This window comes from Leptolyngbya sp. FACHB-60 (genome assembly GCF_014695775.1).
Lineage (GTDB): Bacteria > Cyanobacteriota > Cyanobacteriia > Phormidesmidales > Phormidesmidaceae > Nodosilinea.
In genome coordinates this window covers 71386-89989 of record NZ_JACJOX010000050.1, presented here as the reverse complement: position 1 = coordinate 89989, position 18604 = coordinate 71386, and the positions used below count along the sequence as shown (strand labels likewise).

Sequence of the window (18604 nt, the reverse complement as noted above, 5' to 3'; positions counted from 1 at the left end):
GCACTGCTAACAACTACGATGGGCATACTGCCCGTGGAGTGAGCTAGCCGTCGACTGTGAAATACGTTCGATTTTGGTTAGATAAATTAAATCTGCGCCGCAGCTTTCGCAGCCGTTTGGGCGCGGCGATCGCCACCACAATTCTGGTGTTCTCGCTGCTGCTAGCCTCGATTGTGGGCGTCATTAGCCAACGCCAGGCCCAGGCTGATCGGGGTGAACTGCTGTCCCAGCTGGCTTTTCAACTGGCGGGTGCGCTCGATCGCGACATGTACATCTACTACCAAGAAATTCAGACCCTGGCTTCTCTAGAAGACATTCGCTCGCCGACGCGCTCCCTCGCCCAAAAACGGCATTTACTCGAACAGCTCCAGCAGCTCTACAGCAACTTCGCCTGGATTGGCCTCACCGATACCGAAGGTACCGTGCTAGCCAGTACCCAAGGCATATTAGAAGGCAAAGATGTCTCTGAACGGCTGTGGTTTGTGGAGGGGCGCACTCAGCCCAATGTGCAGAATGTGCACTCAGCTAAGCTGCTCGCCGACCTGGTGCCCAACCCGAATCCTAGCCAAGATCCCCTGCGCCTAGTGGATGTAGCTGCCCCTGTGTTAGGTGCAGACGGTCATCTCGTGGGCGTCTTAGGCGGCCATCTCTACTGGCAGTGGGCCACTACCCTGCGCGACAGCCTGCTGATGCCTTTCCGGCACTACCGCCACGTAGATATCGAAATTTTGGCCAACACTGGGCAGGTGCTGCTGGCGGCCAAGCAAAACCACGACTATGCCGAGGCCGACACAGACTTGCGGTTTCAATCGCTAGAGAGCTTTAAGGCGGCTGCTCAAGGAGGAACCGGCTTTCTCCTTGAGCCTGGGTTTGACAACAACACCTATGTCACGGGCTATGCTGCCACCCAGGGCTATCGCACCTATCACGGCCTCGGGTGGATTGTCTTAGTGCGCCAGGCTACTGACGAAGCCTTTGCCGCTGCCCGCGCCCTCCAGACCAGCATTCTGCTCTGGGGCACGGTGTTAGGCCTGATGAGCGGCGCCCTCACCTGGTGGATTGCGGGGCAAATGGTCAAGCCGGTGCTGGTCATTGCCGCCACCGCCGAACGCATTCGCACAGGGGATACCTACATTTCCATGCCCATTTTTCCTGGCCGAGACGAGATTGCTCAGCTGTCGCGATCGGTCGCCCAGCTGTTTGCCAATCTAGAGCAGCAAACCAGTCTGCTCCAGCAGTTCAACGCTGACCTCGAAGCTCAGGTGGCGGCCCGCACCGCTACGCTCAAGCAGCTCAACCAACAGCTCCAGACCGAAATTGACGTACGCAGGCAGGCTGAGCTGGCCCTCCAAAGCGCCAACCAAGAGCTACAGCGGCTCACGTTAGTAGACAGCCTCACTGCCATTGCCAACCGCCGCCACTTTGACCAATATCTGGAGCAAGAATGGCGACGCGCTGTCCGCGAACACCAGCCTTTCTCTCTCATTTTGCTGGATATCGACTACTTCAAGCTCTACAACGACCACTATGGCCACCAGGCGGGGGATGCCTGCCTGCGCTTGGTGGCCCAGACAATTGTCCAAACTATCCACCGCGCCACCGACCTTGCGGCCCGCTACGGCGGCGAAGAGTTTGCGGTCGTTTTGCCCAACACCGATGCCCACGGCGCTGTTTACCTGGCTGAAACCCTGCGTCAAGCGGTGAAGGCGTTGCATATGTCCCATGCAAGATCCACCGTTAGCCCCTGGATTACCCTCAGCCTGGGCATTGCCACCTGTCAGCCCTCGGTCACCCTCAATTCCATTAATCTGATTACCGCCGCCGATACTCGGCTCTATCAAGCCAAGCAGCAGGGCCGCGATCGCATCCAAGCTGATCATTGACCGTCGTGCTATCGGGCCAAAGCTTCGCCCCCACTCACATTGAAGAAACCAGCTGAGCCTAGTAATGGCCAATTCGGCATGGCAACCTGAAAGTGCTATAGGCTAATGACTGTAGTAGCAACTGCCGGGGCAGAGGGGAATACAGACCATGCTAACTGACTTGCAACAGCGCAAATTGACTAAGTTGTTTAGCATGTACGACTCTGACTACACCGGGGTGTTGGTCAAAAAAGACTTCGAGCTGATGTTTAAGAAGCTGTCTACCCTGCGCAATTGGTCACTGCGATCGCCCCGCTGCCTGGTGCTGCAAGACAAGCTCATGCGCAAATGGCAGGGGCTAGAAAAAAAAGCTGACACCGCCCACAACAAGCAGGTCTGCCGAGCCGAATGGCTGGCCTACTACGATGACGGTCTATCCGACACCGAGCCTCACGCGGATGACATTGTCAGCCTGATGGAGATCATCTTCGATGTCTTTGACCAGGATGAAGACGGCAAAATTAACCAAGCTGAATGGGGGCAACTGCTGGCTGTCTTTAATGAGTCGCCGGTCTATGCGCCGCTGGTGTTTCCACCGCTTGATGCTGACCAGGATGGCTGGCTCACCAAAGCCGAGTTTTTGCAGCACTTTAGCGCGTTTTGCTGTAGCGATGAGGCCGATAACCCGGCCAACGGCATGTTTGGGCCTTACTAGACATAGGCTGTGCCTCATTCAGGTGAACATATCGATCACCGTGAATAGCGTTGCAGGTTGACGCCATCGTAGAACAAGCTGGCGCATTGGCAATGCAGGCGATCGCATTGCCATTACCACCACCTGCATTGCCATGACCACCCCTTGCATTGGCAAAACCATAGCGTGATATTGATGATCATGGTGTGGTTATAGCGTTGCCGCTGCCTGCATTGGCATAACCAGCGGTGGTTTTAAGATATCCACTGGGCGCATTGGGATTAGAAGGGGGGAGGGTGCGATCGCTGCCCCAAACCCCTTTGCAAGCTCACACCCACTCTTTGCGCTGCACCGTACCAAAGCCCTGCGATCGAGCATTCTCCCCACCGCCGCGACCGAGTTTCTTCTCTACGCTACTGAAGGTCAACGTCGTTGACTTAGAAACCTGGCTTCTAGCTTCTTCGCTTTGGGCACTTTAAAGACTTATCAAGGCTTCATCAAGAAAGCTTTTCCCTTCAGAAATAGAGTGATATAAACAAAAGTAATAGATCCAATCATCGGCATTCCGACCGGAAAACCGTAGATTGCGTTTGTAGTCCTTTCCATCGCAGTGCTTTGCTCTTGACATCAGCCCTGCCTCCATTCCAGCAAGGGAATCGCTAGGGACAATACCGTTACTCTCAGCCCTCGCTCTCAACGACCGCTCATGACAACTCTCACCCCCCTCCACGGCCCGGACGATCGCTTCTACTACTTTGCCTACGGCTCTTGCATGTGCCCCGTAGACCTCAAACGCTCCTTAGGCGAGAGCACCCATGCCTACGTGGTTGGGCCAGCGACGCTCGCCGGGTATCGGCTGGGGTTTTTTCGGCGATCGCGCCTGCGCAACTGCGGTGTGTTGGATGTTGTCCCCGACTCCGCCGCCAAGGTGCAGGGCGTGCTCTACCACCTGCCTTGGAGACTCAGCCCCGCCCTTGACCTGCGCGAAGAGGGCTACTGCCACGAAATGGTCACGGTCACCGCTAACGGGCGAGCCTACGCCGAAACCCGCACCTATTCTGTAATTAGCAAGACCCACGAAGAAATTGCCCCCAACGAGTGGTACTCCAGCGTGGTGATGCGGGGTGCGGCCACTTGTGGTCTGCCAGAGGAATATTGCTGGAACCTGTTCCATCACATTCACTCTTTGCAACGGCGGCAGGCGGCTCCGCTACAACGCACGGCCTAACCCGCTAGCAACGGGTCAGGGCATTCCTTATAATGAGGGCTACCTAATAACCCTTCACCCCGCCGCCACCGTGACCCAAACGCCGCTCTCGCCTCGCCCTGCCGTCACCGATGCCCGCCCCGATGCCCTGGGCCGCTTTGGCCAGTTTGGCGGTAAGTACGTGCCCGAAACCCTCATGCCTGCTCTCTTTGAGCTAGAGCAGGCGTTTTACCAATACCGCGACGAGGCCGACTTTCAGGCCGAGCTGAATGGTCTGCTCAAGGATTACGTCGGCCGAGCCACGCCCCTTTACTTCGCTGAGCGACTTACCGCCCACTACCGCCGTCCCGACGGCAACGGTCCCGATATTTATCTCAAGCGCGAAGACCTCAACCATACGGGGGCGCACAAGATTAACAATGCTCTGGGGCAGGTACTGCTGGCTAAGCGCATGGGCAAGCAGCGCATCATCGCCGAAACTGGGGCTGGGCAGCACGGGGTTGCCACCGCAACAGTGTGCGCTCGCTTTGGCCTCCAGTGCGTCATCTATATGGGCGTGCAAGACATGGAGCGCCAGTCGCTGAATGTATTTCGCATGCGGCTAATGGGGGCCGAGGTACGCGGCGTCACAGCGGGCACCGGCACCCTCAAAGACGCTACCTCTGAAGCGATTCGCGATTGGGTGACGAATGTTGAAAATACCCATTACATCCTGGGTTCTGTGGCGGGGCCACACCCCTACCCGATGATGGTGCGCGATTTCCACGCCATTATTGGCGAAGAAACTCGCGCCCAGTGCCAAGAGAAGTTTGGTGGCCTGCCCGATATCCTAATGGCCTGCGTGGGCGGTGGTTCCAACGCCATGGGCCTGTTCCATGAGTTTGTCAATGAGCCCACGGTGCGGATGATTGGCATTGAGGCGGCGGGCAGCGGTGTGGCCAGCGGCAAGCACGCCGCCACCCTAACGGAGGGCCGAGTCGGTGTGCTCCACGGAGCGATGAGCTACCTTCTGCAAGACAGTGAAGGCCAAGTGATCGAGGCCCACTCCATCAGCGCTGGTCTGGACTATCCCGGTGTTGGCCCCGAGCACAGCTTTCTAAAGGATGCCGGCCGAGCCGAATACTACAGCGTCACTGACCAAGAGGCGCTAGACGCGTTCCAGCGGGTGTCGCGTCTGGAGGGGATTATTCCCGCGCTGGAGACAGCCCATGCCTTTGCCTATCTCGAAACGCTGTGTCCACAGCTGACGGGCAACCCCCGCATTGTGATCAACTCCTCGGGCCGAGGCGATAAGGATGTGAATACCGTGGCCAAAGCCCTGGGCGGGCTGGAGTAGGACTGGCCTCCGCTGGATTGACCAACTCGTAAATTCAATCAGAGGAGGAGTTGCAGATGAGCAGCGAAGCCAATGTTGAGTCAACGTCTTTGTACGACGCGGATTATCAGCTCTGGATAGACGATACGGTTGCTTATCTGCAATCCCGCAACTTTGATGCCTCGATTTAGAGAACCTGATTGAGGAAATTGAGAGCTTGGGTCGAAGTGATAAGCGATCGTTGAAGAGTTGTCTCATGCGACTTTGTGAGCACTTCTTCAAGCTTTGCTATTGGGAAGCTGAGCGCGATCGCTGCTTTCGTGGGTGGAGCCTTGAAATTACTAATTTCCGTTCCCGAACAACCCTGGTTTACCCTTGAGCAGGCTCTAAACTACGACTGGTTGCCCTGGCAGCCTGGCCCATCCGACAACAATTAGGAACCCCTATGGCCGACGGTTTTGAAATCTGCGATCGCGACCTCACCCCCGACCTGCTGACTCGCTATAAACAGGCCAGCGCGATCGCCTGCGACACCGAGACCATGGGGCTGCTGCCCCAGCGCGATCGCCTTTGCTTAGTGCAGCTCTCTGACGCCGACGGCTATGTGTCAGTAGTGCGCATTGAGCTAGGTCAAACAGAAGCGCCCTTGCTCAAAGAACTGTTCGAAGACTCAAATATTCTCAAACTGTTCCACTTTGCTCGTTTTGACCTGGCCACTCTCAAGCACAACCTGGGCATTACCGTCGCTCCCGTGTTTTGCAGCAAAATTGCCAGCAAACTGAGTCGTACCTATAGCCCTCGCCACGGCCTCAAAGAGTTGGTCAGAGAGCTAGAGGGCATTGAACTCGACAAAACCGCCCAAAGCTCTGACTGGGGCAACGCCATGCACCTGTCTGATGAGCAGCTTCGCTACGCTGCCAACGACGTGCGCTATCTGCACAGCATTCATCAAGCCCTGACCGCTATGCTCAAGCGCGAGGGCCGGTGGGAGTTAGCGCAGGATTGTTTTAACTGTTTGCCCACCTTCGTCGCCCTAGACTTACTTCAGTACACAGGGGTGTTTGAGCACTGATTAATTATCCCCTTTCCCCTTGGGAGGCTGCGCCAATGGCTCTGCTTAGGGAACGACTGCTGCGATCGGGAGGCAGGTAAGATAGGCCTATCCACCTTGAAGATGATCTAAGAGGAGAACGACCATGAGTGTCGACAGCAAAGACTTTCAAGATGAGCTGCAAAAGGCGATCGACTATGCCCATCAAATCACCGCCGAAAAGGGCGAAACCTCTGCCGAAGCCGCTGCCGCATGGGACGTAGTAGAAGAGATGCGGGCCGAGGTTTCGCACCAGCACCAAACTCCTAAAAAAACCGGCTTCGATCAGTATCTAGAAGACAATCCCGAAGCGCCCGAAGGCTTGATGTACGACACTTAGGGGCAACTCCTGGAAGCTGCCTTAACCCCTCCCATGGGTAGATTTAGAGTGTTAAAATCGCCTTAGTTAGTTTTCGGTAGATTTCGCTTGTTTCATTTCATTTTGATTTCCGATACAGCTTTGTCTCCGTTTACTCACTGCACGTTGTACAGTACAGAGACAATCCTATGTCACTCTATGTTGGTAACTTGTCCTACGATGTCACTCGCGAAGATCTAGAGCAAGTGTTTGCAGAATACGGCGATGTGAAGCGGGTTAGCCTGCCCACCGATCGCGAAACCGGTCGTCCTCGAGGCTTTGCCTTTGTCGATATGGCTGCTGAATCCCAAGAAGACAGCATCATCGAATCTTTGGATGGGGCTGAGTGGATGGGCCGTGAAATGCGGGTAAACAAAGCTCGCCCCCGCGATGATGCCCGTAGCGGTGTTAGCGCAGGTAGCAGCAACGGTGGCAACTACCGTCGCACCGGCTTCTAGGCTCTTCCAAGGAGCTAAATCGAGCCAGATATTGAGTGGGGTAGGTCGCATTGACTTACCCTTTTTTGTGGGGAATCTGCTCCTAAAACTGCTCGCGCTCGGCGACGACCGGAGATCGATCGACCGTAGGCTGGGGTCTGCCGCTAGTATCGAGATAGCCCAGATCCTGCAAAAAGGCGTAGAGAGCGGTGGGAAAATCGGCATAGGCTCGGGTGGCCTCGCCGTCGTCGGTGTAGGTGTTGAGGCCCGTGTCGTCGGTGGGATCGTAGTGGGATAGCATGAAGAGCCAGGCTTCTCGGTAGCGTCCGAGGCGAATATTTTGGGCTACATAGCCCGCTAACACGCCGTTTTTGTCGCTGCGATCGGCAAACTCTGGGTCTTCTACCGTAAATCGCATCCCGGCCGCAGTGTCTTCTAAATAGTTGGTGAACTGGGTTGTAGTCTCGCGGTACTCGCCATTTTCGTAGGTGAGAATGACGCTGGGTGGGTATGACCCAGCGTAGGAGCTAAAACTGTAGAGAAAGGCATTGTCGAAGGTGACAAACTCCATCAGCCCATCGTCGTTGAGATCTTTGAAATCGCCGCCGCCGCCATCGAGATAGCCAAAATAAACTGGGTTAAACTGCTGATCTTGCCAGGTGTAGGTGGTGGTGGCCAGGCAGCAGTGGGCACCGCCGGTATAGGTTTGAACCACCACCTCTGCGGTGCCGTCGCTGTCAAGATCCATCAGCTCAATGCCAGCAAACATGGCGGCGGTATCGGTGGTAGATAGCTTCAGTTCGTCGTTATAAAACAGCTGAATAGTCAAATTGTTGCCAATCTCTTCAGCCTCGTAATCGAGCGGGGTGTAGCTGGCAACAACGCGAATGGGGCCTTGGGCGATCGCTCGATCGCTAAGCGCTTCAGTGTCGGAATCGATCGCGATGCGTGGGTTTGACCCTAGGGCGGGCAGGCCTAGGGTCATCAGGCTACCGACAATCAGGCTTGTGAGGATGGCTTTCATCAACGATTCTGGGTCTCAATGATATTACTTACATGGTGTGCTCAGCTTGCCCCGGTTGATTCTGCCGCTACCAGCGTCGCCAGTGGCGTTTGCCCACCACAAAGATGCCCAGCAGTACCCCGACCAGCAGGGGGTAAGACATGGCAACCAGCGCGGTAGGAATGGGCAAAAACCCTTTGACAAACAGCACCAGGGCAATGCAGGGCACCAACGCCCACAGCACACCGGTATCGATATGCACCTGGCCAAACCGCCGTTCTAGAATGGTGAGGCCCAGTGCGCCAATGCCAAAGCCAGCGGCAATGGGCAGCGCCATAAACAGCAGCTGCATCAGGGGCAACAGGCCGCTGCCGACGTTGCCCAGCAGTAGGGCTAACCCCTGAGCCAAAAGCAGGTCGGCGATGGTGGCGATCGCCACCGCCGCTAGAGCCACCTGGAGCAAAATCGCCCAGGGCAAAGACTTGAGCCGCCAAAAGGGATTACGCATAGCCGCAGCAATAGGAAGTCAAGCTCATTATTGCGCCGAATTCTCAATCTGGTTGCTGAAACGGCATCTAGATCGAGGGTCAGAGCAGCCCGTCTGACCCTCAAGAAGTAGAGATGATTGCTGTGATAAGTAAATCTTTGCGGTGCTAAGACCTTGGATATGGGATAACAATAGATGCGGGTTCAGGCGATCGCCTGACTCTGGTGTGCCCTCATTTCCTCTGGAATCTATGGAAAAGCTGCTGCAAGGTCTGCGTGAGTTTCAGGAAAACTATATTCCCGACCACCAGGAGCTGATTCAGAAGTTGGCCAAGGGGCAGCACCCGAGGGTGTTGTTTATTGGCTGCTCCGACTCGCGGGTAGACCCCACCATCATTACCCAGGCGGATATTGGCGATCTGTTCATCATCCGCAATGCGGGTAACATTATTCCTCCCTACGAGGCCACCAACGGCGGTGAAGGAGCCACCATTGAGTACGCCATGGAGGCCCTCGATATTCGCCAGGTGATTGTCTGCGGCCACACCCAGTGCGGAGCCATGAAGGGGCTGTTGCAGATCGGCGAACTAGAAGAAAAAATGCCCCTGGTCTATCACTGGCTGCGCCACACCGAAGCCACTCGCAAGCTGGTCGAAGACCACTACAGTGACTTGCCTAAGCAAGAAAAACTCGATTTGCTGGTGGCCCAAAACGTCCTCACACAGATTGATAACTTGCAAACTTACCCTTCGGTGCGCTCAAAGCTGCACGCGGGCACCCTGGCCATTCACGGCTGGATCTACAAGCTCGATACCGCCGAGCTTCTCGCCTACGATGAGGATTCTAAAGCCTTCATACCGCCCCACAGCAAAATTTACGCCGACCTAGAACATGCTAAGTCGGTTAAGCCCGGCGGGCTTTCCCTAGAGTTTAACGACACGGTGCGGCCCGGTGCTGGTGCCCCCTCTGTGGCCCTCCCCACCTTTTCTGAGCCGGTGCAGCCCTACTGGCCGGGGGCTAACCGCCTCAGTCCTGAACAGGCCGCTCGCATTTACCGAGGCTCTGGGGTGTAGGGCTATCCTAAAGATAGGAAGACTCACCTTTAAAGGGTTCATGCCCATGACTCAGGTGCAACAGCAGGTGTCTCTATACGACGGTGATTTTGCACTTTGGCTAGAGGATGTGGCAGCCAAGCTGCGATCGCGGGACTTTGACCGCCTTGATATTGATCATCTGGTAGAGGAGATTGAGTCTTTGGGGCGCTCAGACAAGAGAGAGCTAAAAAGCCGCCTAGTTACTCTATTTGCCCACTTGCTAAAGCGGCTCTACATCGACAGCACCTACGACAATCGAGGCTGGGAAATCACCATTCGGGAGCAGCGCAAAGAACTTCTGCTGCTGCTCGAACAGTCTCCTAGCCTGAGTGGGTATTTCGCCGAGGTGTTTGATGGGGTCTATGCGATCGCCCTCGCAGAAGTGCAAGAAGACTATGCCAAAGTCACCTTTCCCGATCGCTGGCCCCTGAGCCAATCGGTGGACGACCTGCTGAGCAATGCCTATTGGGCTGATTAGCTGGAGCGCTTATCTGTAAGCCTGGTTCCATGGTGGGCAGTGCCCACCCTACGGTGACTACTCCCTACTCCTTGCCCATCCACCCCTTTACCGATCAAAGCTCGCAATTCGCCGCGCTGCCCCAATACTCTGCTCGCCGGGGCCAAAGGTGACCTCTAGCGCCTGCTGGTCGGCAAAGGCGCTAGAGGCTTCGCGGTAGACAGTGCGGGTAGTGGGCAGAGTGCGCCGCTGGCCGTTGTAGTCAAAGGTGATGGCGTATTTAACATCCTTGAGCAGCATCGGGTCGGTACGCTGCTCGATGGCTTCGCCCTTGCGGGCTTCTAGCTCATCGGCGGTGGGACGCGGGGGCAGGGCGGGCCAGTAGAGACCATTGTCGTCAGGACCAGTGGCGGCACCTTCAGGGCGCACGCCGTTGCGGTTGACGAGGGAGTTGGACTGGAAGGTTTCTTGGTGAATGGTTTGACGGCGGTCAAAGCTACGGGCGTAGTCGACCTGCCAGGTTTGGGTAACGGTGGCGGTAGCCTCGTAGGTGCCGGTGGTGACGGTGTTGCCTGTAGCAGGGTAGTTTTCGCAGCCCGCAACCAGGCCCAGGGTTAGCCCTAGCGCACTGGCCTGGAGCCAGCGAGGTACAGAAAACGTAGAGGACAGCGTAGGCATAGCAACGGTCGGTTATTGTTGACGGATTGTCTGTATATAGACGCTACCAGCGCTTTGTATGGACCGCATATGTAACGCGGCAGCGGATGAAAGTGGCACAAGAGGATGGTTAACCGGGTGAGCTGTTCCCCACTGTGGCAGCACTTGTCTCAGGGTACGAATTTATGGCCTGGGGATTAGAAGGTAAAAAGTTGGCCACTTTAACCCGACGTTATCTTGTCGAGACCACCCCACCGTTTACGATGGGGCAGGCTACGAAAGGTCGTCAAACGTCGCCGAACTTAAATTACGTTGTGTATCGATTTAGTGCATCTGCCTATTGCTCACTGGGCGTATTGATTAAACCTGGTGAATACTACGCTCCTGCTTTGGCACATTAAAGTTGCCCGGCTGCCCCCACCGTGCGTCCATATCTTCTGTTATGACCCAAACCTCGCTCTCGATTCAACAAACCTTTCAGTCTCTGGAGCCTTTTGATCGGCTGCCTGTCGAGGCGTTACAGCAGCTTTTGCAAACGGCCCAGCCCCTCAAGTACCGCGTTGGTCAGCCGCTGCTGCGGCGGGAGGTGTTGACCCAGCAGGTGATTGTGCTGCTAGAGGGGCAGGCTCGGCTGCTGGGTTATGACCCGCGCACGCAGCAGCCGGTGACCCTAGGGCGCTTTGGTCGGGGTGAAATGCTGGGGGTGATCAGCTTGATTCGTGGGGTGCCCTGCGAAACGGTAATTGCCTCAAGCGAGGTGCTGGCTCTTACTCTGCCGTCGTACACCTTCTTGAGTTTTCTCAACGAGTACCCAGAGTTTGGGGGAGAGGTGCGCGATCGCGTCTATGCGATCGAGGCCTTTGACCTGGTGGCTGAGCATGCCAAAACCCATGCCCTCGATGTGGGCGATCTCAGGGCCAAGGCCCAGACTGTCTGTGACGAATCGGCGATCGTCACCCTGCCCACCGGTTCCAATAATCTGGCCCAGCTCGATCGCGCCCTTATCTGGGTGCTCAGCGGTGGCACGGTGCTCAACCTGCCCGTGGGCTCAACCCTGGCCCTCGATCGCCCCGTAGAGATACTCAGCCCCCAGGGAGCGCGGGTGCTGGGCATGACCCCGGTGGTGCTGGCCGAAACCCTGCCCGAACCCTCTGATCTAGAGCCAGAGGCCGTTGCTCGATCTGTAGAGGTGCTGGATGTTAACAACATTCCCTACGCCACCGAGGCCGATTTGGTGCCCCGCGCCCAGGCGTCTTCAGCTGTAGAGAAGTCGTCGGGCCGCAGCTACCCCTTCGCGCGGGGTAGGGGCGAGGTTGATGGGGCGCTGGCCTGCTTCGACATGCTCAGCCAGCAGTTCTCCATGCCCTTTCGCAAGGACGTGATTCGCCGCATTTTGGCCGGCCAGCACGAGCGCATGGGCCAGCTATCGCTGCCGATCTGCGGCTCTGTGAGCGAGATGATGGGCCTTAAAACCCAGCTGGTGCGCGTGCCCGTAGGAGCCTTTGGCCGCCTCAACACCCCCTGCCTGATCCGCTGGCAGGAGAGCTTTGCGGTGCTCTACGAAACCAGCGAAAAAGCCTATATTTTGGGCGACCCTGAGGTGGGCGTGATTCGCCGTACCCCCGAGAGTTTTGCCGAAGCCTGGGGTGACAGCGGCGAGGTTCTTTTACTAGAGCCCACCCGCGAAACCCCCCAGCAAAAATTTGGCCTCCAGTGGTTTTGGCCCTCAATTCAAAAGTACCGCTGGGTGCTGATTGAAGTGTTTGTGGCCTCATTCTTTGTGCAGCTGTTTGGCCTGGCCAACCCGCTGATGGTGCAGATCATCATCGACCGGGTGATCGTGCAAAACAGCGTCGATACCCTGCAAGTGCTGGGCGTTTTCTTAGTGGTGGTGGCCATCTTTGAGGCTCTGCTCACCAGTTTGCGCACCTATCTGTTTGTCGATACTACCAACCGCATCGACATGGCCCTGGGGTCGGAGATCATCGACCACCTGTTTCGCCTGCCCCTGCGCTACTTTGACAAACGCCCCGTGGGTGAGCTCTCCAGCCGCATCAACGAGCTAGAGAACATTCGCCAGTTCCTCACCGGTACGGCGCTGACGGTGGTACTCGACGCCGTGTTCTCGGTGCTCTACATCGTGGTCATGTTCATCTACAGCTGGGTGTTGACCCTGGTAGCCCTGGCGACCATTCCGCTGTTTGTATTGGTGACGGTGCTAACTGCCCCTATTGTGCGCAAGCAACTGCGCATCAAGGCTGAGCGCAATGCCTCAACTCAGTCACTGCTGGTGGAGTCGCTGTCGGGCATTCAGACCGTCAAGGCGCAGAATATTGAGCTGCGCACCCGCTGGAAGTGGCAGGAGCGCTATGCCGAATACGTCAGCGCCGGGTTTAACACCGTACTCACTTCCACCACCGCTAACTCGGCCAGCAACTTTCTCAACAAGCTCTCGGCCCTGCTGGTGCTGTGGGTAGGGGCTTACCTGGTGCTGGAGGGGCAGCTCACTCTGGGCCAGCTGATCGCTTTTCGGATTATCTCGGGCTACGTGACTGCGCCGATTTTGCGTCTGGCCCAGCTGTGGCAAAACTTTCAGGAAACGGCTCTGTCTCTGGAGCGGCTGTCTGACATCATCGACCACCCCCAGGAAACCGAGGCCGACGAGGCCAACCAGATCCCAATGCCTGAGATTACTGGGCAGGTCACCTTCGAGAATGTGGCCTTTCGCTTTGCGCCCTCGGGACCGCTGCAATTGGCCAGTGTTAGCCTGGAGTTTCCGGCGGGAATTTTCATTGGTGTAGTGGGTCAGAGTGGCTCGGGTAAGAGCACCCTGATGAAGCTGCTGCCGCGCCTCTATGAGTTAGAGTCGGGCCGCATTCTGATCGATAACTACGACATCAGCAAGGTCGAGCTGCATTCGCTGCGGCGACAGATCGGCATTGTGCCGCAGGATAGCCTGCTGTTTGAGGGCACCATTCAGGAGAATATTTCGCTTACCAACCCCGACGCCGAGCCCAGCGTGATTATTGAAGCGGCAAAAATTGCCTGCTGCCACGACTTCATTATGGATTTGCCCCTAGGTTACAACACCCGCGTTGGCGAGCGGGGTTCGACCCTGTCGGGGGGGCAGCGACAAAGAATTGCGATCGCCCGCACCATTTTGCAAAATCCACGTCTGCTGATCTTGGATGAAGCTACTAGCGCCCTTGACTACGACACCGAGCACCAGGTCTCGATGAACCTCAAGGGCTGGGCCGAGGGCCGCACGGTGTTCTTCATTACTCACCGCCTCAACACCATTCAGCAGGCCGACCAGATTTTGGTGATGGAGCAAGGCTCAGCGGTCGAGCTGGGCACCCACGCCGAGCTGATGGAGCTTCAGGGCCGCTATTCCACCCTCTACCAGCAGCAACTCAGCGGCGTTTAGGCTAGTAGCAAATAAGTTTTGAGTTTTGAGTTTGATTCTCCAATTCAAAATTCAAAACTCAGCATTCAAAATTCTCCATCATTCCCCTACCCCCTTACTTCCCTCATCCCCCAACCATGGTTCGCATCAACAGCATTCCCCCCGCTCAACCGCAGACCCCTGACCCAAACGGCGACGCCGTGCTCGCCAACCAGCCCTCGCGGCAAAAGGTTCAGTTCGACAAGCCGGTGATTCTGCGTCAGTCGCCCCGGTGGTCGCGGGCGGTGGTGTGGAGTCTGGTGGGGGTGACGACCTTTACTTTGGCCTGGGCCTGTCTGGCCAAGTTTGAGGAGGCCATACCGGCCCAGGGCAAGCTGGAGCCCAAGGGCATGGTGCAGCCGGTGCAGGCTCCGGTAGGCGGCGTGGTGCAGGAGGTATTGGTCAGCGAAGGGCAAGCTGTGGAGGCGGGCGACGCGCTGCTGCGGTTTGACCCCGAAACCACCCAGGCCCAGCTCACCTCGCTGGAGACTATTCGCACTAAGGTGCGGGAAGAAAATGCCTACTATAAGTCGCAGCTAGCCGACAACGTTGAGGCCAGCGCCCCGGTGGATATCGCCCCCGGTTTGATTCAGCTGACTAGCAATCGCGCCGCCTTGGTAGCTGAAAACGCCCTCTACCGTGCCCAGCTAGCGGGAGACGTGACTGGGGAAAGCTTGCCTGTCGCCCAGCGCGATCGCCTGCGAGCTTCTAATGCCGAACTCAACTCACGCCTCAGCATTGCCAACCTGGAGGTCGACCAGCTGCGCCGCCAGCTCACCCAGACCGAAGCCCAGCTGACCAACGCCCGCGATGCCCTGCGGGTCAATCAAAATATTCTCGATCGCATTCGGCCGCTGTACGAGGCCGGGGGCATTGGCGAAATTCAATATCTCCAGCAGGAGCAGGAGGTGAACAACCGCCAGACCGAGGTCAATCGCCTGGTGGAAGAGGGGCAGCGACTAGAGCTGGCGATTGAGCAGGCCCAAGAGCAGTTTCGCAACACCTCGATCGCCTCCCAAGACGACTTGCAGCAGCGTATTGCCGCCAACGATAACCAGCTCGCCACCATCGACAGCCAGCTGACCAAAACTATTCTCGAAAACGACAACCGCCTGCAAGAGCTCGACAGCCAGATTGCCCAGCTTCAGCAGACCCTCACCTATCAAGAGCTGCACGCCCCGGTGAGCGGCACGGTGTTTAACCTCAAGGCCAACCAGGCGGGCTACGTGGCCAACTCTACCGAGCCGATTCTTGAAATTGTGCCCAGCGATTCCCTGGTGGCGCGGGTGTTTATTACCAACCGCGACATTGGCTTTGTGCGCGAGGGCATGGAGGTCGATGTGCGCATCGACTCATTCCCCTACAGTGAGTTTGGGGATGTGAAGGGCACCCTGACCCGGATTGGCTCTGACGCTCTGCCCCCCGACCAGATCAATCCCACCTTTCGCTTTCCGGCAGAGATCACCCTGGGCGATCAGGTAATTGCGATCGATGGACAGCCGGTGAAGCTGCAATCGGGCATGTCGCTGAGCGCCAATATCAAGACCCGGCCCCGGCGAGTGATCACCATCTTCTCTGATCTGTTTGTGCGCAAAATCGACACGATTAAGACGGGCGGCTAGCAACTCAGACAGCTCTCAAAGCTATTACAAATGCAGGTTTAAGGTATGAGGTGCAGGGTTTAAGGCCGCCCCTTATGCCCTAAATCTTGTACCTCAAACCCCTTTTTCAGCCTGTCTCCCCCCAGGCCAATTCTTTTTGTGGCGATTCATTCATAGAAAAAGCAGACTAAGTCATCCCGATTTGATAGAATAGCGTCTATGTAAAAAGCGCCGTTGCTTGATTGGGGAGGTAGTTCGTTGATTCATGCCACGCTGCACCAGCTTAAGGTTTTTGAAGCAACTGCCCGCCACGGCAGCTTTACCCGGGCTGCCGAAGAGCTTTACCTGACCCAGCCCACGGTGTCGATTCAGGTGAAGCAGCTGACCAAGGCGGTGGGGTTACCTCTGTTTGAACAGATTGGCAAGCGACTCTACCTCACCCAGGCAGGGCAAAAGCTGCTAGAAACCTGCCAAGAAATTTTTGATGGCCTCGATCAGTTTGAGATGTCAGTGTCAGACCTCAAGGGCCTCAAGCAGGGCCAGCTGCGCCTAGCGGTGATCACCACGGCCAAATATTTTGTGCCCCGGCTGCTGGGGCCATTTTGTCAGCGGTTCCCCGGCATTGATATTTCGCTGAAGGTGACGAACCACCAGCAGATTCAAGAGCGCATGGCCAACAATGATGACGATCTCTACATCATCAGCACGCCGCCCGAGCAGCCCGACCTGAAGATTTACCCCTTTCTTGAAAATCCCCTGGTGGTGTTAGGCCCACAGGATCACCCGCTGGTGGGCAAGGCGCGATCGCCCATTAGCGCCCTCGACGGCGAACAGTTCATCATGCGCGAGCCGGGCTCGGGCACTCGCCACGCGGTGCAAAAGCTGTTTGCCGAGCACGACGTGAATGTGAAGGTGCGGCTGGAACTGGGCAGCAATGAGGCGATCAAACAGGCGATTGCGGGTGGTCTGGGCATCTCGGTGCTGTCGCTTCACACCATTATTTCTGAAGGCACCAGGGGTGAGTTTGCCATTCTCGATGTTGACCACTTCCCCATCGATCGCCACTGGTATGTGGCCCACCTAGCGGGCAAGCAGCTCTCGGTGGTCTCCCAAGCATTCTTAGACTATCTGTTAGAAGAAAGCCACACCCTAGTGGAAAATCTGCTGCCGGGAATTAACCGGGCACCAGCTGCGATCGGCCCCAAGGGCGCGGAACTGCTAACCAAGGTCTAGCCAGAATAGGTGAGACAACCTAAACCCCCTTTTCAAAAAGAGATCTCGATTTTGGCTAACCAACAGACCCACTAACCCCTCTTTTTGGATCTCCACCTTTCTGCATTTCACCCCGAGTAGGGCTGAAATGTCTAGTTGGCTAGTTGGCGCTCTACGGGCCACAGATATCCTGCTGAATCAGCGTTACAAAAACTTTGGATGGTCATGCGAGATTGCGCTAGGTTGTGAAAAACCCAGGAGTAAGCAATGACAGGCAAGACTTCTCCCAAGAGGGGGCGTTGTAGATGCGGGCAGGTTCAATTTGAAATAAATTCAGAACCTCTGATCACCATGGCTTGTCACTGTACTGGCTGCCAGCAAATGACGTCTAGCGCCTTTTCGCTGAGCGCTCTTTACCCCAGCGAAAGCTTCAACATTACATCGGGTAGCCCGGTGATTGGTGGTCTGCACGGTGCGACTCGCCATTATTTCTGTGGCCACTGCATGACCTGGCTTTTCACCCGGCCCGAAGGTCTAGATGACTTTGTTAATATCCGTACTAGCTCAATGGACGATGCTCAATCGTTCAGCCCGTTCATCGAAACCTATACTGACGAAAAGCTGCCTTGGGCAACAACACCTGCCACCTATAGCTTCGGTAAATTTCCGCCACCAGAACAGTTTCCAACGTTACTTGCAGAGTTCGCCAAATAATGGGGGTTCGCAAAAGCGAACCTTTGCTATCTCTACTCAGGTATAAATGGGCTGCCCTCCGTTCTGCCCCACTTATGCTTGCTTCAGTTTTGTTGGGTTTTGCTAGCGCGTTACTCGACCCATGGTTTTCTAAGCAGAGGTTAGGTCGGTAAGCGTAGGGCTACAGTGTAGGATGGGCGCTGGGACTTTTCTCGCTGGGTTTTGACGAGCCGAAAATCTTGGTCGATATAGAGGTGGTCGAGCCGAGGTCGGGCTTGGGCGATTTGCTCGTATTGCTTTGTTGTAACGCGATTCTTGCCCTGCGCGGGCCTAGCGGTTTGTTGCTGAGATGCAGGATTTTTTTGATAATTGGCTACAGTTTGATTGAACCAAGCTTGAGCTGCTTCAGCGCTAAAGGCAGGCGAACCAAAGCGCAAAACCTGCCGGATGCAGACGTTTTGAATCTCCCAATAGTCTTGCCCTATTTGCCCTGGGGCTGAGGGGTGATCGACTTCGGCCAGCGCCTGAATTCCGTAGCTCTGCATGATCATAAAATCGTAGCTGAGTAGCCAGCGAGAAACCCAGCTCAAGATTGGGGTTTTACGGCCTGGTTTGTAGCGGGCTAAATTGGCGTAAAAACCATTGTTGTCAAAGATTTGATAAGACTCATGATGCACTCGGCCGGGGATGATGTCTTGAAACGGAATAGTAGACCAAATAGGAATCCAAATTCCTTTTAGCAAGGGGATTTGTTGATTTAGATCGGGAGTAGGGTTACGGCGTTCTAACTCGTTGAAGAGTGGCAGTAAGGTCTCGTTGGCCAAACGCACTTTTTTGGCCATGGGCTCGGACTCCCGCTCGTCTACCTGCTTCAGCAGGCTAGCTTTTAAGGTGGAGGTGTCGGCCGCTGCCAGGGCAGCGGGTTCAAAGGGAGGGGCTAATAAACCAGAGTCCATACCTAGATTTGCCTCGTGCAATAAGCTTATAGGCCGC

Annotated in this window: 20 protein-coding genes; 15 read left to right on the top strand and 5 right to left on the bottom strand. The window is 56.1% G+C overall.

Annotated elements, in window-relative coordinates; all coding sequences use genetic code 11:
* Positions 1–56: 56 nt before the first annotated feature.
* The gene (locus H6F57_RS28420) at positions 57–1883 is read left to right on the top strand and encodes a diguanylate cyclase (RefSeq protein WP_190626712.1); all 1827 of its coding nucleotides are present in this window, start codon (positions 57–59) and stop codon (positions 1881–1883) included.
* A 148-nt stretch (positions 1884–2031) separates the two neighbouring features.
* Positions 2032–2577 carry an EF-hand domain-containing protein gene (locus tag H6F57_RS19505; RefSeq protein ID WP_190626710.1) on the top strand — a complete coding sequence of 182 codons (546 nt, stop codon included), beginning with the start codon at positions 2032–2034 and terminating at the stop codon, positions 2575–2577.
* 18 nt (positions 2578–2595) lie between these two features.
* On the opposite strand, the gene H6F57_RS19500 is transcribed toward H6F57_RS19505, so the two are convergent.
* Positions 2596–2739: a hypothetical protein gene (locus H6F57_RS19500; RefSeq protein WP_190626709.1), complete on the bottom strand. Its 144-nt coding sequence runs from the start codon at positions 2737–2739 to the stop codon at positions 2596–2598.
* Positions 2740–3262: 523 nt separating this feature from the next.
* Between H6F57_RS19500 and H6F57_RS19495 the strand changes: the two genes are divergently transcribed.
* The 7 genes from H6F57_RS19495 (at position 3263) to H6F57_RS19470 (ending at position 6984) form a co-directional block, all read left to right on the top strand.
* Positions 3263–3784 (top strand): gamma-glutamylcyclotransferase, encoded by a 522-nt coding sequence (locus tag H6F57_RS19495; protein WP_190626707.1) that lies wholly within the window; start codon positions 3263–3265, stop codon positions 3782–3784.
* 70 nt (positions 3785–3854) lie between these two features.
* Positions 3855–5099 (top strand): tryptophan synthase subunit beta, encoded by a 1245-nt coding sequence (gene trpB, locus H6F57_RS19490; RefSeq protein ID WP_190626705.1) that lies wholly within the window; start codon positions 3855–3857, stop codon positions 5097–5099.
* A 56-nt stretch (positions 5100–5155) separates the two neighbouring features.
* Positions 5156–5269 carry a DUF29 domain-containing protein gene (locus tag H6F57_RS27685; RefSeq protein ID WP_242024865.1) on the top strand — a complete coding sequence of 38 codons (114 nt, stop codon included), beginning with the start codon at positions 5156–5158 and terminating at the stop codon, positions 5267–5269.
* A gap of 26 nt (positions 5270–5295) precedes the next feature.
* Positions 5296–5457 (top strand): DUF29 family protein, encoded by a 162-nt coding sequence (locus H6F57_RS27680; protein WP_313933587.1) that lies wholly within the window; start codon positions 5296–5298, stop codon positions 5455–5457.
* A 66-nt stretch (positions 5458–5523) separates the two neighbouring features.
* Entirely contained in the window at positions 5524–6150 is a 627-nt protein-coding gene (locus H6F57_RS19480; RefSeq protein WP_190626704.1) for a ribonuclease D, read from the top strand.
* A 124-nt stretch (positions 6151–6274) separates the two neighbouring features.
* Positions 6275–6508, top strand: coding sequence for a Calvin cycle protein CP12 (locus H6F57_RS19475; RefSeq protein ID WP_190626702.1), 234 nt, complete (start codon positions 6275–6277; stop codon positions 6506–6508).
* A gap of 167 nt (positions 6509–6675) precedes the next feature.
* Positions 6676–6984 (top strand): RNA-binding protein, encoded by a 309-nt coding sequence (locus H6F57_RS19470; protein ID WP_190626700.1) that lies wholly within the window; start codon positions 6676–6678, stop codon positions 6982–6984.
* Between the two features lie 82 nt (positions 6985–7066).
* Here H6F57_RS19470 and H6F57_RS19465 read toward each other — a convergent pair whose 3' ends face one another.
* Together H6F57_RS19465 and H6F57_RS19460 are read right to left on the bottom strand one after the other, a co-directional pair.
* A complete protein-coding gene (locus tag H6F57_RS19465) occupies positions 7067–7987 on the bottom strand; it encodes a hypothetical protein (RefSeq protein ID WP_190626698.1) in 921 nt (306 codons plus the stop codon).
* A gap of 67 nt (positions 7988–8054) precedes the next feature.
* On the bottom strand, positions 8055–8474 hold the full coding sequence (locus tag H6F57_RS19460) for a peptide chain release factor 1 (RefSeq protein ID WP_190626696.1): 420 nt from the start codon (positions 8472–8474) through the stop codon (positions 8055–8057).
* A gap of 229 nt (positions 8475–8703) precedes the next feature.
* Here H6F57_RS19460 and H6F57_RS19455 point away from each other — a divergent pair, with 229 nt between their 5' ends.
* Positions 8704–9525 (top strand): carbonic anhydrase, encoded by an 822-nt coding sequence (locus H6F57_RS19455; RefSeq protein ID WP_190626695.1) that lies wholly within the window; start codon positions 8704–8706, stop codon positions 9523–9525.
* A gap of 46 nt (positions 9526–9571) precedes the next feature.
* Positions 9572–10024 carry a DUF29 domain-containing protein gene (locus H6F57_RS19450; protein ID WP_190626694.1) on the top strand — a complete coding sequence of 151 codons (453 nt, stop codon included), beginning with the start codon at positions 9572–9574 and terminating at the stop codon, positions 10022–10024.
* An 87-nt stretch (positions 10025–10111) separates the two neighbouring features.
* Here H6F57_RS19450 and H6F57_RS19445 read toward each other — a convergent pair whose 3' ends face one another.
* A complete protein-coding gene (locus H6F57_RS19445) occupies positions 10112–10681 on the bottom strand; it encodes a hypothetical protein (RefSeq protein WP_199294828.1) in 570 nt (189 codons plus the stop codon).
* A gap of 421 nt (positions 10682–11102) precedes the next feature.
* Here H6F57_RS19445 and H6F57_RS19440 point away from each other — a divergent pair, with 421 nt between their 5' ends.
* From H6F57_RS19440 to H6F57_RS19425, 4 genes are all read left to right on the top strand, one after another.
* Positions 11103–14087, top strand: coding sequence for a peptidase domain-containing ABC transporter (locus H6F57_RS19440; protein WP_190626693.1), 2985 nt, complete (start codon positions 11103–11105; stop codon positions 14085–14087).
* A gap of 116 nt (positions 14088–14203) precedes the next feature.
* Positions 14204–15727, top strand: a complete 1524-nt coding sequence (locus H6F57_RS19435; RefSeq protein ID WP_190626692.1) for an HlyD family efflux transporter periplasmic adaptor subunit — start codon at positions 14204–14206, stop codon at positions 15725–15727.
* A gap of 237 nt (positions 15728–15964) precedes the next feature.
* Positions 15965–16939, top strand: a complete 975-nt coding sequence (locus H6F57_RS19430; protein ID WP_190626691.1) for a LysR family transcriptional regulator — start codon at positions 15965–15967, stop codon at positions 16937–16939.
* Between the two features lie 246 nt (positions 16940–17185).
* On the top strand, positions 17186–17632 hold the full coding sequence (locus H6F57_RS19425; protein ID WP_190626690.1) for a GFA family protein: 447 nt from the start codon (positions 17186–17188) through the stop codon (positions 17630–17632).
* 140 nt (positions 17633–17772) lie between these two features.
* Here H6F57_RS19425 and H6F57_RS19420 read toward each other — a convergent pair whose 3' ends face one another.
* A complete protein-coding gene (locus tag H6F57_RS19420; RefSeq protein WP_190626688.1) occupies positions 17773–18567 on the bottom strand; it encodes a hypothetical protein in 795 nt (264 codons plus the stop codon).
* Positions 18568–18604 lie beyond the last annotated feature (37 nt).

Excerpts from the sequence above, each read along its gene's own strand:
- H6F57_RS19505 (WP_190626710.1), top strand. The coding sequence starts at position 2,032 with ATGCTAACTGACTTGCAACAGCGCAAATTGACTAAGTTGTTTAGCATG.
- H6F57_RS19500 (WP_190626709.1), bottom strand. The coding sequence starts at position 2,739 with ATGGTTTTGCCAATGCAAGGGGTGGTCATGGCAATGCAGGTGGTGGTA.
- H6F57_RS19495 (WP_190626707.1), top strand. The coding sequence starts at position 3,263 with ATGACAACTCTCACCCCCCTCCACGGCCCGGACGATCGCTTCTACTAC.
- H6F57_RS27685 (WP_242024865.1), top strand. The coding sequence starts at position 5,156 with ATGAGCAGCGAAGCCAATGTTGAGTCAACGTCTTTGTACGACGCGGAT.
- H6F57_RS19480 (WP_190626704.1), top strand. The coding sequence starts at position 5,524 with ATGGCCGACGGTTTTGAAATCTGCGATCGCGACCTCACCCCCGACCTG.
- H6F57_RS19475 (WP_190626702.1), top strand. The coding sequence starts at position 6,275 with ATGAGTGTCGACAGCAAAGACTTTCAAGATGAGCTGCAAAAGGCGATC.
- H6F57_RS19470 (WP_190626700.1), top strand. The coding sequence starts at position 6,676 with ATGTCACTCTATGTTGGTAACTTGTCCTACGATGTCACTCGCGAAGAT.
- H6F57_RS19465 (WP_190626698.1), bottom strand. The coding sequence starts at position 7,987 with ATGAAAGCCATCCTCACAAGCCTGATTGTCGGTAGCCTGATGACCCTA.
- H6F57_RS19460 (WP_190626696.1), bottom strand. The coding sequence starts at position 8,474 with ATGCGTAATCCCTTTTGGCGGCTCAAGTCTTTGCCCTGGGCGATTTTG.
- H6F57_RS19455 (WP_190626695.1), top strand. The coding sequence starts at position 8,704 with ATGGAAAAGCTGCTGCAAGGTCTGCGTGAGTTTCAGGAAAACTATATT.
- H6F57_RS19450 (WP_190626694.1), top strand. The coding sequence starts at position 9,572 with ATGACTCAGGTGCAACAGCAGGTGTCTCTATACGACGGTGATTTTGCA.
- H6F57_RS19445 (WP_199294828.1), bottom strand. The coding sequence starts at position 10,681 with ATGCCTACGCTGTCCTCTACGTTTTCTGTACCTCGCTGGCTCCAGGCC.
- H6F57_RS19440 (WP_190626693.1), top strand. The coding sequence starts at position 11,103 with ATGACCCAAACCTCGCTCTCGATTCAACAAACCTTTCAGTCTCTGGAG.
- H6F57_RS19435 (WP_190626692.1), top strand. The coding sequence starts at position 14,204 with ATGGTTCGCATCAACAGCATTCCCCCCGCTCAACCGCAGACCCCTGAC.
- H6F57_RS19425 (WP_190626690.1), top strand. The coding sequence starts at position 17,186 with ATGACAGGCAAGACTTCTCCCAAGAGGGGGCGTTGTAGATGCGGGCAG.
- H6F57_RS19420 (WP_190626688.1), bottom strand. The coding sequence starts at position 18,567 with ATGGACTCTGGTTTATTAGCCCCTCCCTTTGAACCCGCTGCCCTGGCA.